The following is a 14,763-nucleotide window of genomic DNA, read 5'->3' as shown; positions in this document are numbered from 1 at the left end:
TAAAAGAACAAAAAGCGATTGCAGAGGTATTATCCAATTTAGATGATAAAATAGAGTTGCTTCAAAAGCAGAATGAAACTCTGGAGCAGCTAGCAGAAACTTTATTCCGCCAATGGTTTATTGAAGAAGCTGAGGAAGATTGGGAGGAAAAGGAGTTAAGTTTTTTTGGTAAAGTGGTTTGTGGAAAAACACCACCTAAAAAAAAGAAAGAATATTATGGAGGAGACTTTCCTTTTGTAAAAATACCAGATATGCATGGTAATATATTTATCACAAAAACTACTGATACCTTATCTGAAGAAGGAAAAAACTTTCAATTAAATAAAACTATACCTCCAAAATCAATAATGGTTAGTTGTATTGCTACAGTTGGTGTTGTTTCTATGAATTTGGTGGAAGTACAAACTAATCAACAAATCAATTCTATCATACCCAAGAGCAAATATTATGCATATTATTTATATCTATACTTAAAAAGTAAGAAAGAATACTTAAATATACTTGGTGGAGGAGGAACAGCTACTTTAAATATTAATACTGGAACTTTTTCAAAATTAAAAGTGATATATCCTAGTGATGAAATAATAAAAAAATATGATAGATTAGTATCTCCTTATTTCACTAAAATAGAATCCAATCAACTACAAATCCAAACCTTAACCGAAATGCGAGATACCCTCTTACCTAAACTGATGAGTGGAGAAGTGCGAGTCAAGCTTCCCGATTAATAACCTAATACTATGAAGAAACTTTACGAAGACGATATTGAACGAATGGCACTCCAAGAGTTGGGCTCTGTGGGGTATGAAGTACTTCATGGCGGTGATATTGCCCCCGATAGTGATTATCCCCAGCGAAACTCTTATCAAGAGGTGATTTTGCAAGGGCGGCTCGAAGAAGCTATACGTAGAATTAATAGTTCATTGAGCGAAGACCTTCTTAAAGATGCCATCCGACAACTGAATCAGATCCATTCCCCTGAACTCTTAGCAAACAATGAAGCCTTCCATCGCTTACTGACCGAAGGAATTCCCGTAAGTTATCAAAAGGAAGGTGAGGAGCGTGGTGAGCTTGTATGGTTAATTGATTTTGAAAACCCTTTGAGCAACGACTTTGTAGCTTGTAATCAATACTCCATCGAAGAAGATGGAAAAACAAAACGTCCCGACATTCTCTTATTTGTGAATGGATTACCTTTGGTAGTGATAGAACTCAAAAACCCCACCGACGAAAATGCAACACTAAAATCGGCTTATCAGCAGATAGAAACGTATAAAGCCACCATTCCTTCACTCTTTACTTATAATGGAATTAATGTAATATCCGATGGGCTCGATGCACAAGCAGGTTCACTATCGGCAGGCTTCACACGTTTTATGTCTTGGAAAACATCCGATGGGAAAAAAGAAGCTCATAGCCATGATATTCCTTTACTTACTATGATAAAAGGAATGCTTAACCCTGCGACTTTACTCGACTTAGTGCGTTACTTCACCGTCTTTGAAAAGTCAAAATCGGAAGATGCCAATGGACTGATTACAATCTCTACCGTAAAAAAAATAGCTGCTTATCATCAATACTATGCGGTAAACAAAGCAGTAGATTCTACCTTACGAGCCTCGGGCTATGCAACAGTACAAACAGATTTAGCTATGGTAGCCGAATCTCCACTAGCCTATGGACTCCCCGATGTGCAAAATCAGCGTGAAGGCGATCGCAAAGGTGGGGTAGTATGGCATACTCAAGGAAGTGGAAAATCACTATCTATGGTGTTCTATACGGGTAAAATAGTACAAAGAATGGATAACCCCACTATTGTAGTAATTACCGATCGGAATGATTTGGATGATCAGCTGTTTGAAACCTTTGCCTCGTCTAGCGAATTGTTGCGACAAACTCCCGTACAAGCAGAGAGTATTGGTCAGCTCAAAGAACTCTTAAAAGTGCGTTCGGGAGGAATTGTTTTTACTACCATTCAGAAGTTTCAACCCGACGAAGGCAATCAGTTTGATACCTTGTCTAGTCGAGAAAATATCATTGTAATAGCCGATGAGGCTCACCGTACACAGTATGGATTTAAAGCCAAAGTAGTAGATGCTAAAGATGAGCAAGGAAATATTATCGGAAAGAAAACCGTATATGGCTTTGCCAAATATATGCGTGATGCTTTACCAAATGCTACTTATCTAGGCTTTACAGGTACACCTATTGAGGGAACAGATAAGAATACTCCAGCAGTGTTTGGTAACTATATTGATGTGTATGACATTGCACAAGCTGTAGAAGATGGTGCTACTGTTCCCATATTCTATGAAAGTAGACTCGCAAAGATAGAGCTGACTGAAGAGGGTAGAAAACTTATTGAAGAACTTGACGAAGAGTTGAAGTACGACGAGTTGAGTGAAACAGAAAAAATGAAAGCTCGCTGGACTCAACTCGAAGCACTCGTAGGTACTACAGAGCGTACAGAGTTGATAGCTAAAGATATACTATTTCACTTTGGAGAACGTCAAAAAGTATTTGAGGGTAAAGCAATGGTGGTAGCGATGAGTAGGCGTATAGCAGCCGAACTCTATGAAGCTATCATTCAGCTTCAACCTACTTGGCATAGTGATGAGCTCACCAAAGGAAAAATCAAAGTGATTATGACATCAGCCTCTTCTGATGGTCCGTTACTAGCCAAACACCATACCTCTAAACAAGATCGTCGTTTACTAGCCGACAGAATGAAAAACCCTGAAGATGAGCTACAGCTAGTGATTGTATGCGACATGTGGCTTACAGGTTTTGATGCTCCCTGTTTACATACATTGTACATCGATAAGCCTATGAAAGGACATAACCTTATGCAGGCGATTGCTAGGGTGAATAGAGTATATAAAGATAAACCTGGAGGTTTAATTGTTGATTATTTAGGAATTGCTTCAGATTTAAAAGAAGCTTTATCTTTTTACTCAGATGCAGGAGGTAAAGGAGATCCCACAATCGCACAAGAACAAGCTGTTGAAATAGTTTTAGAAAAAATAGAAGTAATTCGCCAACTCTTTCATGGTTTTGATTATAAGATTTACTTTACAGCAAACACACAACAAAAACTACAACTTATCTTGAAGGCCCAAGAATTTATCTTGGGAGTAGAAGATGGACGGAAGCGACTAATTGATGGGGTCTCTGCGATATCCAAGGCTTTTGCCATAGCAGTTCCAAATGAGGAAGCTATGGCTTTAGCTGATGAAATAGCTTTTTATCAAGCGATTAAAGCTCGATTAATTAAGCTAGAAGGAGTATTGTCAGCAGGTGGTTCAGATAGTGTACGAGATGAATCAGTTGAAACTACAATTAGACAAGTTATTGATAGTGCCTTGGTATCGGATCAAGTGATAGATGTATTTGATGCAGCGGGGATAAAAAAACCTGATATTTCCATTCTGTCTGAAGAATTTATGGCAGAAATTAAGGGGATGGAGCATAAAAATATAGCCATTGAGGTACTTAAAAAAATATTGCGGGATGAAATTAAAACTCGTTCTAAAACGAATATCGTACAAGGAAAAACTCTAATTGCACGTTTAGAAGATTCTATCAAACGTTATCATAATAAAATATTAACAGCAGCAGAAGTGATTGATGAACTAATAAAGCTTAGTAAGTCAATTACAGAGAGTGATAAAGAAGCCCAAGAGCTGGGCCTCACTGATTATGAATATGCTTTTTATACGGCAGTAGCTCAGAACGAAAGTGCCCGTGAACTTATGGGCAAAGATATGTTAAGGGAGTTAGCAGTTGCTCTTACTGAAACCATTAGAAAAAACGCTTCAATCGACTGGACTATAAAAGAATCGGTAAAAGCCAGACTTAAAGTAGCTGTTAAACGATTATTGAGGAGATATGGATTCCCGCCAGATATGCAAAAATTGGCAACCGAAGCAGTAATAAAGCAAGCAGAAGAATTAGCAAAACAAATGAGTTAGTCAAATATTAGATGCAGGGGTTTGTAAGTAACACGTCCTAAATTAGCATTACAGTTTATTCGACAAATATAAAACTGATGCTGTTACACGCAGTGTATAAGTACAAATGGGTTGGGTTATGGGTATAGCCCAACCCTTTTTGTTTGAAAGAATACTTGCAGTTACTTACTCTGTTTGAAGCTCTCGTCGTCAGGTATTTCTTGCAGAAGGGAGGCATGGGATGTTGTAGCCAGTTTGTTTTTTAAATCCTCTTTAGAGTAGATTAAGGAGAAGCTGCCTTGTGTTATTTTTTGACTATACCACAATGTCATATCTAGCAATTCGAAATTGTTAATGCCCGAAATTTCGTTTAGACTCTTAAGGGCATAATAGAAATTAGTATCGTCTAAATTGGGGGTAATCTTTTCCTCCTTATTAATCTGCCGATAGGCATTTTTTACTAAGCTATCATAGATGGGGAAGTTTCCTAATCGAACAAAATGAATGTATTTGGATAGAAGAGATGTAGCTTTCAGTCCGTTGAGTTCTCTATTAAAACCATAGGATTGCTTGAAAAGTTCCTCCAATTGCTCATAACTACCTTTTTGAATGAGGGCTTGTTCTGTATGATTAATTGCATTGGCTAAATCATCAATACCAAAGTATCTTTTACTCATATTGGTAGAGAAAAGAGAATCTATCACAAGAAGTCTTAGTTTGATGTTGTAGAAGGTTTGTTCTCTTGTCTTTTTAAAGGTCTCTTTAATGAATTCTTTTTCTTTCAAATAAGGAGAGTCCTTTAGTCGTTCCATTATCTGTCCGGAGAATAATTTTAAATCTTCTAAATTACTAATCTGTGGTTGATAGGGTTTAGTCATGGTTTATGTGCTTTTTATTAAAATAATCTTTCAAAAGAAAGGAACAACTTTTTAAGAAGCATTGTCTCTTTATGCCTTCTCAATGTACACTTATTATTTCACTATGAACCTCTCAATTATAAAAATAGCCTGTCTCGTGAAAAGACAGGCTATTGGATAAGTATAAAGTATTTCTCTTATTTCTTACGATTCTTTACGTATTTATCTAGCCATTCATCTTGCTCCCAAAGCATGTGGAAGATAGATTCTTTTGCCTTGTAGCTATGGCTTTCAAAAGGTAATAATACCAAGCGGGTAGGAGCACCAAAACCTTTCAAGGCATTGAAGTAACGCTCACTCTGCATGGTGTGAGTACCTGTATTGTTGTCATTGGCTCCGTGAATAAGCAGTAGAGGAGTCTTCATTTGATCTACGTGCATAAAGGGAGACATGGTGTTGTAAACCTCTGGAACATCCCAATAAGTACGTTGCTCATATTGGAAGCCAAAAGGAGTTAGTGTACGGTTGTATGCACCACTACGAGCAATACCTGCCGCAAATAAATTACAATGAGAAAGAAGATTGGCTGTCATGAAAGCACCGTACGAGTGTCCACCTACTGCTACCTTATCTCTATCAATGTAACCTAGTTTATCTACAGCATCAATTGCAGCTTCAGCATTGGCTACAAGTTGCTCAATGAATGTATCATTGGGTTCTTCATTTCCTTCGCCCACAATAGGGAAAGCCGCATCATCAAGTACAGCATAACCTCTAAGTACCCAATAGATAGGCGAGGTTTTATAAGGCTGAATAAATTTATTGGGGTTGGTGGTTATTTGTCCAGCACTAGCTATATCCTTGTATTCAGTAGGGTATGCCCACATAAACATCGGAAGTTTTTCTGTTTTAGCCGTGCGGTCATAATCTGCTGGTAAGTAAAGAGTACCACTTAAAGGCACACCATCTTTACGTTTGTATTGGATGACTTCTTTGTAAACACCAGCCAACTTTTCAAATGGGTTTTTGAAGAAAGTTACGGGTATGGGTGCAATACGTTTTTTAGCATTGTAGATATAGTAATTCGGATATTCGGTTTGAGATTGCAATCTTACTAAATATTCTCCTCTCACGGGGTCGATAACGCGTGAGATATCTAAGCTCTTATCTGTGTATTTTGATTCAAAGATACGGTTTGCCTTTTTAGTCTTGAAGTTGTATTCATCTACAAAAGGGAACTGACCATCGGGACGGAAACCATCACCTACTAGATAGGCTTTACCAGCTTTCATACGAAGCACATAACGGTCGTACTGATTTCTTTCTGTATCAAAATCTCCTGGGTTTTTATACTTATCTTGATAGTTGTAGTCGAAGAGTATTTCAGCCTCTTTCTCTGGATTGGATGGATCTACCAAATAGGTCTTTTGGTTACGCGTATCAAACCATTGGTCGTACACAATAGCCGTATTTGTATCTCCCCAAGTAATGCCCGCATATCTATTTATGGTCTTCGCTAGAAAGCTTGGCTCTCCATCAAATGGAGCTCTAAGTTGGTAGATAAAATCTCTGTACTCCACTTGGTTTGCTGCATCCCCTTTATCTTGAGCTTCAGCCCAGTATAAAGTCGCTGGTTCGTCTGCTCTCCAATAGATGCTTCTCTTTCCTGTATAGGTTGACATGAAGCCTTTTGGCATACTTTCAACAAGAGGTTTATGATTAATTTCCTTTACCAGTTTACCCTCTTTAGTAAGTACTACCGTTTTTGTAGGGAAACGATAAGCGGGTACTACATAAGAGTATGGACGAGTGAAAGTTGAAACCAAAACATATTCTCCATCGGGAGAGAAAGAGAAGTCTGTGTACAAGTCTTTACCTGCCCATAAAGTAGCCTTACCTTCTAAGTCGATGTAGTATAACTCTGAATTTACAAGTGTCTCAAAGTTTTTTTCATCAGTAGGGTTCTGTAATAAGTCTTGATAAGTACGATTGGGCGATTGCTTTCCCACTTCACTAATAGAAACTATCGGACCTTTAGGAAGAACCTCTGAGTTACTAATAAGCTCAGGGCTATCGGTTGGACGGATATATACAATAAAGCCTTTGCCGTCTTTAGTCCATGTATAAGGTCGACCAATAGTAGCATTTAAGTTGTCCTTTGTTAGGCATTTCGCTTGTAAGGTTGTCATATCTGCCACCCATAGTTCTACACCTTTCTCTGTTGTATTTGTAAAAGCTAGTTGGGTTTCATCGGGAGACCATGTTAGGTAAGCGATGCGAGCATGGCTAGGAAGACCTTGGATTTGTTTCTCCTCTCTACTCTTAAAATCTTTGAAAGTAAGGTTGTTGTAATAGCTCATTGTACTTTCAATACGAGTAATCGGGTTGATGCGAAGCCCTGCTAATCGAAGTTCTGGCATAGCCAAATCTTCTAGGGTGTCGTAAGTATTATAATGATTCAATACCATTTTAGTAAGCCTACTATCCATTTTAGGAATAGGAGCTCTTTCGTAATCAGCTACTTCCAAAATCTCTTTGGGTGGTTTCTGATAATCCAACTTCTCTTGTCCAAAAGTTGGTGCGGATAATCCCAGCATAAAAAATAGGGTTAATGTTAAGTTTTTCATAAATAGTTTTAGGATTTATATTAATTTTAGTACCAAAATAAGAAGACTATTTTGAATAATCCATATAAAAGATAGAATATTATTTGTTGATTTACTGATATATATGGTTCTTCTACTCAAGGAGTGAGCCACAGTGAATCAAAGCATCTTGGAGAATGATGTATTTTATCTGAAAAATATAAAGTAAGAATTTTTCAATTCCTCTAAGATTGTCTTATTTTGCATAGATATTAATAGATTGTAAACATGAGTCAAAGGATAGAAGTTGTAGGAGCTGTAATTGTTAAAGAAGGAAAGGTGCTGTGTACCCAACGTAGTGCCACTATGCGCTTACCTCACAAGTGGGAGTTCCCAGGAGGAAAAGTAGAAGCGGGGGAGACCTTAAAGGAGGCTTTGGCGCGTGAAATCAAAGAGGAATTGGATTGTGTCATTCAAGTAAATGAAAAGATTACACGAACAGAGTTTGATTACACCAAGAGTAAAATAGCACTGAATACCTTCTATTGTAGTTTGAAGGGAGATGATATCGAGTTACTTGAGCATGAAGCGATGAAGTGGGTTGCCCCAAAGGAGTTGTTAAAGCTAACATGGGCTCCAGCTGATATCCCTACCGTAAGAATGATAATGAGTCAAATGAATGATTAATTACAACGAAATATGCTGGATATAAGTAAATATATTGAAACAGGCAGTATCAATAACCTAAAAGTAGGGGCTACTTTAATAAGGGTTGAAGAAGAACTGGGTGAGATACAAGATTATGAAAAGATGTACTTTGATACATCCGATCCTACTGCTGGATTCTCCATCTATCGGGACGGGATAGAATATATGTTTATCGACTATAAACTCTATGGTATTAACATTGATATGGTAGATAATCAGTTTTGCCTGAATCCCTTTTATCAGTTGAGTACCCATACCCCCTTATCGGTACTGCTCGCTTTTCTGACCTACAAGGATTTAGAATGGAGCTTTTACTCCAAAGATACGTACGATAAGACATTGGCTATCCAACTAGAATCAGGGGTGAAGTTCTCCTATCAGTATAATGAAGACAATGAGTTGGTATTGATAGGCTTTTATAGCTATGCCAAGATCAAATAGGGCTTGGGTATCCATGAAGAAATGGCGCATGATACTGTTGTAGTAGCACACGCCATTCCGAAAAGAAATTTAGGGTCTATCCTAAAAGCAAAATTAGACTCTAGAATAATATCTATCAGAGCTTCATATTCGAGAAGGGGGGTGAATAGGAGCCCTTTGTTGAAAGACGGTTATTTCTTTGTCTATTTTTATCCTTAGTGGTTGTGAGAGCAAACATGATCTTCTCCATGAGAAGCACAGCCCACACCAGAGTCGGTAAGATTACCTTCTAGGTATGCTTTTACGACTTCGTTTACATCTCCAGAACAACCACGTACAACTTTAATATTATTATTGCCTAGTACATTAAGAGCTCCGTTGCCCATATTACCAGCAAGCATAACTTTTACACCCATTTCTTGTAGGGTAGTAGCTACGCCCGATTTACATCCACAGCCACTAGGAGCATCAAAACGTTTTGTTTCAGTAATATTCTTACCTTCATCTACTGTATATAGGGTGTAAAATTCGCAGTGACCGAAGTGGTTATCTACCTGACCGTTTTTTGTTGGAATAGCAATAATCATAATCTTATCTTTAATTTATATGGCCAACTCGCACGGAGCGACTTGGAGTAATGTTTTGGTTTATGAATGGAAAGTTTCCTCTATATATTCGTAAGCCTATTGAAGTTATGGAACAGATCGAATAAAAGAGTTTGACTTAGAAAAATAGATTCACTTTTCATTCTTTTTTTGTTATCGCTTACAAACTTATATTTTCTTTCTTTATTTATCAAACAGATAATGTCTATCTTTACATTGATAAAATCGATTAGATATGACATTACAACAATTACACTATATAGTAGCTGTACATGAATACCGACATTTCGGTCAGGCAGCTACAGCGTGCAAGGTTACTCAATCCACGCTTAGCTCGATGATACAGAAGCTAGAAACAGAAATGGATGTGGTAATTTTCGATCGTAAATCTCAACCTGTAGAACCCACTGCTTTAGGTCAGAAATTGATAGATCAGGCAAAGGTTATTTTATATCATACTTCGCAATTTGAAGAAATTGTAGAGTTGGAACGTCAGCATGATCAAGGAGATATTAGTTTGGGAGTTCTTACTACTGTAGCTCCTTACATATTACCAGCACTCTTCAAAAACATTAGTAAGAATGCACCCAAGGTAAACTTAGAAGTATCCGAACTTCGTTCTATGCAGTTGGTACATAAGTTGCAACGTGCCGAACTTGATATGGCTATTATGACAACACCCGTGGGCATGCCCGACTTGATTGAGATTCCGCTCTACAAAGAACGCTTTTTTGCTTATGTAGCACCTAGTCATCCCCTATATTCTCACGCTTCTATTTCACCCAATGAATTTGAGGACGACAAAATGTGGTTGCTCAAAGAGGGGCATTGCTTAAAAAACCAGGTGCAAAATATTGGCCCTGCCAATTCTCAATTTATCTCTGCGTATGAGGAAGGAAGTATTGATACCTTAGTGCGTATTGTCGATGCCAATGGAGGTTATACTTTAATTCCCGAGTTGCATATTGACTTACTGAAACGATGCCAAAAGCGTAATATTCGTCCGTTAAACTATCCTGAGCAGATAAGAGAAATCTCTTTGGTGGTGCGAAATGATTTTGTGAAGGAACGATTGCTAAATATCTTAGTAGATCAACTAAAAAAGATAATTCCACAGACTATGATAAACCAAAGACTTAAAAAGTTTTCGGTGAAAATCTAAGCAATACCAGATTGAATTTGTTCTATACTGAGTAGTACACTGAAATATAAACTAGTCTTATCCTTATGAAACGAATTACCAAAAATACGCAGCTTTGTATGTCGCTGGCTGCACGACCCGGAAACTTCGGGACACTCTTCCAAAATTATTTGTATGAGAAACTCGATTTAGATTATATCTACAAAGCCTTTACCACTACAAATTTGGGAGATGCCATACGGGGTATCCGTGCTTTAGGTATTCGGGGTTGTGCCATCTCTATGCCTTTTAAAGAAGATTGCATCCCTTTGCTTGATGCACTCGATCATTCTGCAAATACAATTCAATCGGTGAATACGATTGTGAATACCGATGGGCAGCTCAAAGGCTACAATACAGACTATATTGCTATCGAACAACTTTTGAAAGAAAATAAGATAGATAAGAATCTTCGATTTGCTTTGCGAGGCAATGGGGGTATGGCAAAAGCCGTTTTGGCTGCCTTAGCCAATAATGGCTATAAGAATGGGGTAGTAATTGTTCGTCGTCCCGAAGCAGGGAAGGCTTTGGCTACAGCCTATGGCTATTCCTATCTATTGGAGTCGGAAGATTTTGAAGCTGATCTATTGATCAATGCTACCCCCATAGGTATGGCAGGAGGTAAGGAAGAATTGCACTTATCTTTTACTTTGGGGCAAATCGAAAAAGCTCAGGTGGTTTTTGATGTAGTAGCTCTTCCCATAGAAACTCCCTTACTAAAAGCGGCAAAGCAAGCATCTAAGGTAACAATTTCGGGAGCAGATGTGGCAGTTATTCAATCCTTAGAGCAGTTTGTGTTGTACACAGGTGTACGTCCTCCTTTAGGTACAATTGTTGAGGCTAGAGATTACACCCATAGGGCTATAAGTGGAATGTAAAGATTTGTAATGAATGGGGTTTTAATATCTCTGAACGATTCAATATCTTTATTAGATATTAAAAAGATTTAAATTCAATTCTTTATTTAGTGTTTATATTCTGAATTGATTATTATTGTTCGCAATAATTATATTTATTGAGTTTTGCTTCGCAGGTTAATTTACGAGTACAGCCCTGCGAGGCATTATTTTTTTATACCATCATTCCATGTAGAGCGTATAATTCTATTAAGCCCTAGGACCCTGGTTTAGTCTTAATTATTTGGAGTACACTGCCTTGCAATAGCTGTCCATTTATCTTTCCTAACAGATGTAAGATCTTATTAAAATTTAAACTTGATAAATAATAGGAACTCTCTCTTTCTAAGAGGAATCTGTTGACTATAGGTGTTAACAGAAGAGAGCTCTGTTAAAGAGTACAAGTCTTTATTTAATAGATTATTTAATACGCCTCCAAACTCCATCTTTTTGTGTCTGTAGGTTCCTTTGAGGTCTAGAAAGAAGAACTTAGAATAGTTGTCTTTTTTATTTTCGTGTATAATGTAATCTGAGTTTAATGCTAAATCTAACTTCTTCGTTGGGAAATAATAAATTCCCAAGTTTTGTGTGAGACTTTTTAAAGATGTTTTCTTTACTAAATTATTATCACTCCACGAAATCTTACCTGCTGCCTTGTATGTGAAACTCATATTCTTGATGCCTTTCCACTCTGTCTTTGCAGAGAGAGAAACAATATGGTTCGTATTTCCCACCTTAATGCTTTGTTGAATAATGTTTGATTTAAGTCTTGTATATGAAGGATTAATTGAGATAGTCAGATTGCAAGAAGAGAATGTCTTCGATATGTCTGATGTTATCGTAAATAATCTTCCTTTATCTCTTTGGTTTTCTGTTGTATAGTAAGATAATTCACTTGTGTTGTGAAATACATTTATGTAATTGTATTTCATCAAACGATACACGATGTTCATATTAAAGAAAAATAGATTGACTATGTCCTTATAGCGAATTCTACTAGCAGCATAAAGGCTTTTGTTATAATTGAAAGTATTGCTAGGTATATAAATTGATCTGTAGCTCGAGAAATAAGGAGATAGCAGCAACGAATTATCATTGATGTAATCAAATCTATATCCTAGTTTTATATATGATTCCCATTTGTGATTGATTGTCCACGTGTTGCTAAGTGATGGTGTGAATAGCATCCTTTCATCCTTTTGTTTCTTTGTGTTTTGGTTTTCTGCTTTATAGCTACTATAAAAGAGAGGTAATTTTAGCGTAAAATAGGTACTCTTATTTTTAATCTTAATTTGATAGTTGGGTTCCAATCCAAATTGAGCAAACTTAGTAGTCATCTCTTGTATGGGTTCTAGAGGTAATTTAAGCTCCAAAGAACTGTAATTTAAATGATTTGTAAAGTCTCTCTGTTTGTAATAGGTAAGAAAATTTATATCCAACTTGTTTTTGAATAAGTTGAAGGATGTGCTAACCTGATTCTTGTTAATTAGTTGTTTTGTCTTAAAAAGTTCGTCAATATTTGATTTTGAAATGGAGCTTTTGTCTAACTCATCTTTCTGATTCGCCAATCTTAAAAAAGAATTAACCTGAATCGTTTTATCCTCTTTGAACTTGAATAAACTTTGAAAGTTGTTTTGTATGTATCCAATATTATTTTGACCTAAAATAGAAGTGTTTTTCTCTATTGAGTTATCCGTCCTCATGTCCGAGGTAATATCCTCTTTTTTACTATAATAGACTACTTCATTTTTAATGTATTTGTTCATCGAGTTGTGTTCATAGGCAATAGATATTCTGGCATTATTTATTTTATTCTTTTGTTTTGTTTGTTCTCTAACTTGTAGAAAGTCATTGTCTGTAGCAAAGCTTTGTAATAAGTTGAAGTCTTGGTTTGTTTTATCTAGTCCATAGGCAATATTGATTTTCAGTTCGGAGTCCTTAGATATCGGAATGAGCATATTGGCACTACCCAAAAATGTTTTATTAAATAAATGCCTGTTAGGAGGTAGTGGCATCCATCTTGGAGAGGGTGCATTAACTAGGGGGGAAGTAAGAGGTTCAAATGAGAAAACATCACTAATGTCTAGTTTGTCATCTAATTCTTTTAATAGGTACTCTCCATTATTCAGTCCTTTTAGATTGACTAAGGTTTGAGTCTTTTGTCCTAGATGTGTAGCGAAGGCTTTTCCATTATACAAGAAGGGTGTTCCTCCAGCTCCTGCTTGAATTTCGCCAAATGGACGAGATTGATATCCTTTTTTTAGCTTCAGGTTGATTGCTGCTTTTTCATTAAAAGAGACTCCTTTCAAAGCTTTTATATGTTGATTGTTTTGTAAAACCTCTATGCTGCTAATGGCATCTACATCTAAGTTGTTTGTTGCAATGTTATATTGACCACCCAATAAATCTCTTCCTTCAATGTAAAATTTATTGATGGATTCACCCATATAAGAGATTGTTCCACTTTCTGCTATTTTAATTCCTGGTAGCTTTTTTAAGATATCAGATACATATTGATCTTCTTGTCCTCTAAAGCTGTTTACATTATACTTTAAAGTATCTCCATCAGTTTGAATAGGAGGTACTGAAACAACTACTTCTTTAAGAGCAATGGAAGATTCTGTGAGTTTGATAATCTTTTGAGCTTTGAGATCTGCTTTAGACATAGTAAGAGTAGTATACCCCAGTAGCCTAAATTGTACAAACTGGGTATGCTGATTAATCTTCAAGGAGAAAGCCCCATTTGAGTCTGAAAAAGTATAAGCAATAATATTTTTATTTACATCCAGTGTTTGGCAAATCACATCTTCAAGCTTCTTATTATTGCTTGCTGATATAATTACACCTTCATAGATATCATTGCTATTTGCTGATTGAGCCCAAGTAGATGTTATATCAAAGAAGAGGAGTAGAGAACATAAGATGATTTTGTACTTGTTCATTTACTTTCTATTCAAGCTCAATAGGATTATAGGGTTTGGGTTGAAGCTTTTGCAACACTTCATCGCTGACTTTTACATTACTACTTATCATCTGTGCCATACTAGCGGGGTTAGCCTTTAAATTACTAATGATTTTGCGAACATCTTTTCTTGAAGAATGTACAATATCTTTAGCATGGAGATAGATCGGATCTTGGGCTGGTGCTTTTGAAAATCCGTTCATGGAAAACTTGTAGTGTTCTTGGCTATCATAAATTTCTAAAATAAGTCCAGGTAAACCGTTGAAAACGTATGGACCATCATTTATAGGTATATCAGGGCAATACCAAGCCGTATAATCCCTGCCACGATAGGAGCAAGTGGCTTTTTTGCAAACATATCCTTGTAGCTCTTTTTCTTCTGAACTCAATGCCCAATCCAGCTTAATATTTTCATCTACATATTGATAATTATCTTTAGATGTAATCATTTCTTGGAAAGTACATTCTCCTTTTTGGGGATAATTCTTGATTACAATAGGTTTAAACTTAATTTGCCTTCCGATTGATATAGTTTTGCTGATTACTGTCATGGAGTTTATGCCTTCTTGCTGAGCGAGAGCATTATAAAGAGAGTCTTTT

General features: G+C 36.7%; 11 protein-coding genes. 6 read left to right on the top strand and 5 right to left on the bottom strand.

What is annotated here, in order from left to right; translation table 11 throughout:
* Together K8V80_RS09655 and K8V80_RS09650 are read left to right on the top strand one after the other, a co-directional pair.
* Positions 1-728, top strand: a 728-nt coding sequence (locus K8V80_RS09655) for a restriction endonuclease subunit S (RefSeq protein WP_276777453.1), incomplete at its 5' end; no start/stop codon positions are given.
* Positions 729-740: 12 nt separating this feature from the next.
* Positions 741-3,971, top strand: coding sequence for a type I restriction endonuclease subunit R (locus K8V80_RS09650; protein WP_276777450.1), 3,231 nt, complete (start codon positions 741-743; stop codon positions 3,969-3,971).
* A 161-nt stretch (positions 3,972-4,132) separates the two neighbouring features.
* Here K8V80_RS09650 and K8V80_RS09645 read toward each other — a convergent pair whose 3' ends face one another.
* Complete coding sequence (locus K8V80_RS09645; protein WP_276777448.1) at positions 4,133-4,828, bottom strand: hypothetical protein; 696 nt, start codon at positions 4,826-4,828, stop codon at positions 4,133-4,135.
* Between the two features lie 176 nt (positions 4,829-5,004).
* The gene (locus tag K8V80_RS09640) at positions 5,005-7,434 is read right to left on the bottom strand and encodes an alpha/beta hydrolase family protein (protein ID WP_276777446.1); all 2,430 of its coding nucleotides are present in this window, start codon (positions 7,432-7,434) and stop codon (positions 5,005-5,007) included.
* A gap of 246 nt (positions 7,435-7,680) precedes the next feature.
* On the opposite strand from K8V80_RS09640, the gene K8V80_RS09635 reads away from it, so the two are divergent.
* Both K8V80_RS09635 and K8V80_RS09630 read left to right on the top strand, forming a co-directional pair.
* Positions 7,681-8,079 carry a (deoxy)nucleoside triphosphate pyrophosphohydrolase gene (locus K8V80_RS09635; RefSeq protein WP_276777442.1) on the top strand — a complete coding sequence of 133 codons (399 nt, stop codon included), beginning with the start codon at positions 7,681-7,683 and terminating at the stop codon, positions 8,077-8,079.
* Between the two features lie 12 nt (positions 8,080-8,091).
* Entirely contained in the window at positions 8,092-8,541 is a 450-nt protein-coding gene (locus tag K8V80_RS09630; RefSeq protein ID WP_006745109.1) for a hypothetical protein, read from the top strand.
* Between the two features lie 194 nt (positions 8,542-8,735).
* On the opposite strand, the gene K8V80_RS09625 is transcribed toward K8V80_RS09630, so the two are convergent.
* The gene (locus tag K8V80_RS09625; protein WP_006745108.1) at positions 8,736-9,107 is read right to left on the bottom strand and encodes a NifB/NifX family molybdenum-iron cluster-binding protein; all 372 of its coding nucleotides are present in this window, start codon (positions 9,105-9,107) and stop codon (positions 8,736-8,738) included.
* A gap of 253 nt (positions 9,108-9,360) precedes the next feature.
* Between K8V80_RS09625 and K8V80_RS09620 the strand changes: the two genes are divergently transcribed.
* Both K8V80_RS09620 and K8V80_RS09615 read left to right on the top strand, forming a co-directional pair.
* Complete coding sequence (locus tag K8V80_RS09620; RefSeq protein WP_006745107.1) at positions 9,361-10,287, top strand: hydrogen peroxide-inducible genes activator; 927 nt, start codon at positions 9,361-9,363, stop codon at positions 10,285-10,287.
* A gap of 65 nt (positions 10,288-10,352) precedes the next feature.
* Positions 10,353-11,183 carry a shikimate 5-dehydrogenase gene (locus tag K8V80_RS09615; protein ID WP_006745106.1) on the top strand — a complete coding sequence of 277 codons (831 nt, stop codon included), beginning with the start codon at positions 10,353-10,355 and terminating at the stop codon, positions 11,181-11,183.
* A 323-nt stretch (positions 11,184-11,506) separates the two neighbouring features.
* Here the strand turns inward: K8V80_RS09615 and K8V80_RS09610 are convergent, their stop codons facing one another.
* On the bottom strand, positions 11,507-14,143 hold the full coding sequence (locus tag K8V80_RS09610) for a hypothetical protein (RefSeq protein WP_276777434.1): 2,637 nt from the start codon (positions 14,141-14,143) through the stop codon (positions 11,507-11,509).
* 7 nt (positions 14,144-14,150) lie between these two features.
* On the bottom strand, positions 14,151-14,763 hold a 613-nt coding region (locus K8V80_RS09605), incomplete at its 5' end, for a GLPGLI family protein (protein ID WP_276777431.1).

Source organism: Bacteroides coprosuis (assembly GCF_020741705.1).
In the GTDB taxonomy this organism is placed as follows: domain Bacteria; phylum Bacteroidota; class Bacteroidia; order Bacteroidales; family Bacteroidaceae; genus Bacteroides_E; species Bacteroides_E coprosuis.
Note: the sequence above shows the minus strand (reverse complement) of the source record. Positions and strands in the feature narration are given on the sequence as shown.

What these genes read in the sequence shown, in the direction of transcription:
- K8V80_RS09620 (WP_006745107.1), top strand. Translation starts at nt 9,361, where the DNA reads ATGACATTACAACAATTACACTATATAGTAGCTGTACATGAATACCGA.
- K8V80_RS09640 (WP_276777446.1), bottom strand. Translation starts at nt 7,434, where the DNA reads ATGAAAAACTTAACATTAACCCTATTTTTTATGCTGGGATTATCCGCA.
- K8V80_RS09630 (WP_006745109.1), top strand. Translation starts at nt 8,092, where the DNA reads ATGCTGGATATAAGTAAATATATTGAAACAGGCAGTATCAATAACCTA.
- K8V80_RS09610 (WP_276777434.1), bottom strand. Translation starts at nt 14,143, where the DNA reads ATGAACAAGTACAAAATCATCTTATGTTCTCTACTCCTCTTCTTTGAT.
- K8V80_RS09645 (WP_276777448.1), bottom strand. Translation starts at nt 4,828, where the DNA reads ATGACTAAACCCTATCAACCACAGATTAGTAATTTAGAAGATTTAAAA.
- K8V80_RS09625 (WP_006745108.1), bottom strand. Translation starts at nt 9,107, where the DNA reads ATGATTATTGCTATTCCAACAAAAAACGGTCAGGTAGATAACCACTTC.
- K8V80_RS09615 (WP_006745106.1), top strand. Translation starts at nt 10,353, where the DNA reads ATGAAACGAATTACCAAAAATACGCAGCTTTGTATGTCGCTGGCTGCA.
- K8V80_RS09650 (WP_276777450.1), top strand. Translation starts at nt 741, where the DNA reads ATGAAGAAACTTTACGAAGACGATATTGAACGAATGGCACTCCAAGAG.
- K8V80_RS09635 (WP_276777442.1), top strand. Translation starts at nt 7,681, where the DNA reads ATGAGTCAAAGGATAGAAGTTGTAGGAGCTGTAATTGTTAAAGAAGGA.